The sequence below is a fragment of the Micromonospora sp. NPDC049645 genome, assembly GCF_040675155.1.
Taxonomy (GTDB): domain Bacteria; phylum Actinomycetota; class Actinomycetes; order Mycobacteriales; family Micromonosporaceae; genus Micromonospora.
The window spans coordinates 1,715-3,743 of the sequence record NZ_JBFAOI010000037.1 but is presented as its reverse complement, the minus strand read 5'-3'; the positions used below and the strand labels follow the sequence as shown (position 1 = coordinate 3,743).

General features: G+C 57.5%; 1 rRNA gene (only partly in view). It reads right to left on the bottom strand.

Annotated elements, in window-relative coordinates:
• Positions 1 to 1,951: ribosomal RNA gene (locus AB0J33_RS31120) — 23S ribosomal RNA — on the bottom strand (it extends 1,259 nt beyond the left edge of the window).
• Positions 1,952 to 2,029 lie beyond the last annotated feature (78 nt).

Here is a 2,029-nt window from a genome sequence, read left to right as displayed (position 1 = left end):
CCAACGCTCCACCCGCGCGGGGCTTCACGTCTCCGGCCCCCCTTCTCCCTAAGTTACGGGGGCAATTTGCCGAGTTCCTTAACCACAGTTCGCCCGATCGCCTCGGTATTCTCTACCTGACCACCTGTGTCGGTTTGGGGTACGGGCCGCTAAGAACTCGCTAGAGGCTTTTCTCGGCAGCATAGGATCACTGACTTCACCTGAATCGGCTCGGCATCACGTCTCAGCCTTCATGTGTTGCGGATTTGCCTACAACACGGCCTACACGCTTACCCCGGCACAACCACCGGCCGGGCTCAGCTACCTTCCTGCGTCACCCCATCGCTTGACTACTACCCATCAGGTTCCCACGCTCCCCCAGCTCAGTCCGAAGACCTCACCAAGTTCGGGTGGTTAGCACAACGAGGTTCATCAGGGACGCTCTTTCGCGGGTACGGGAATATCAACCCGTTGTCCATCGACTACGCCTCTCGGCCTCGCCTTAGGTCCCGACTCACCCAGGGCGGATTAGCCTGGCCCTGGAACCCTTGGTCATCCGGCGGAAGGGTTTCTCACCCTTCTTTCGCTACTCATGCCTGCATTCTCACTCGTGCCGCGTCCACAACTGGGTCACCCCGCTGCTTCACTCGCGGCACGACGCTCCCCTACCCATCCACACACCTGCACAAGGAATCAAGTCCAAGCGAGGATAAAATGTGAATGCCACAGCTTCGGCGGTGTGCTTGAGCCCCGCTACATTGTCGGCGCGGAACCACTTGACCAGTGAGCTATTACGCACTCTTTAAAGGGTGGCTGCTTCTAAGCCAACCTCCTGGTTGTCTATGCGACCCCACATCCTTTTCCACTTAGCACACGCTTAGGGGCCTTAGCTGGTGATCTGGGCTGTTTCCCTCTCGACTACGAAGCTTATCCCCCGCAGTCTCACTGCCGCGCTCTCACTTACCGGCATTCGGAGTTTGGCTGATTTCGGTAAGCTTGTGGGCCCCCTAGACCATCCAGTGCTCTACCTCCGGCAAGAAACACGCGACGCTGCACCTAAATGCATTTCGGGGAGAACCAGCTATCACGGAGTTTGATTGGCCTTTCACCCCTAACCACAGGTCATCCCCCAACTTTTCAACGTTGGTGGGTTCGGCCCTCCACGCGGTCTTACCCGCGCTTCAGCCTGCCCATGGCTAGATCACTCCGCTTCGGGTCTAGGACACGCGACTGAATCGCCCTATTCAGACTCGCTTTCGCTACGGCTCCCCCACACGGGTTAACCTCGCCACATGCCACTAACTCGCAGGCTCATTCTTCAAAAGGCACGCCGTCACCCCGCAAGGCTCCGACGGATTGTAGGCGAACGGTTTCAGGTACTATTTCACTCCCCTCCCGGGGTACTTTTCACCATTCCCTCACGGTACTTGTCCGCTATCGGTCACCAGGAAGTATTTAGGCTTACCAGGTGGTCCTGGCAGATTCACGGCAGATTTCAGGGGTCCGCCGCTACTCGGGAACACCCACAGAAGGTCAGCAACTTTCACCTACCGGACTCTCACCGTCTACGGTCAGCCATTCCAGACTGTTCGACTAGCCACTGACTTTGTAACTCCTCGAACAAGTGTCAGCTTGTTCAGCGGGGTCCCACAACCCCGACCACGCAACCCCTGACAGGTATCACACGCAGCCGGTTTAGCCTCAATCCGCTTTCGCTCGCCACTACTCACGGAATCACTAAATTGTTTTCTCTTCCTACGGGTACTGAGATGTTTCACTTCCCCGCGTTCCCTCCACACACCCTATGTGTTCAGGTGTGGGTGACACCACATGACTGGTGCCAGGTTTCCCCATTCGGACACCCTGGGATCACAGCTTGGTTGACAGCTCCCCCAGGCCTATCGCGGCCTCCCACGTCCTTCATCGGCTCCTGGTGCCAAGGCATTCACCGTTCGCCCTTGACAACTTGACCACAAAGATGCTCGCGTCCACTGTGCAATTCTCAACAAACGACCAACCCACAACCCGATCCGCCCCACACCAAACCCAG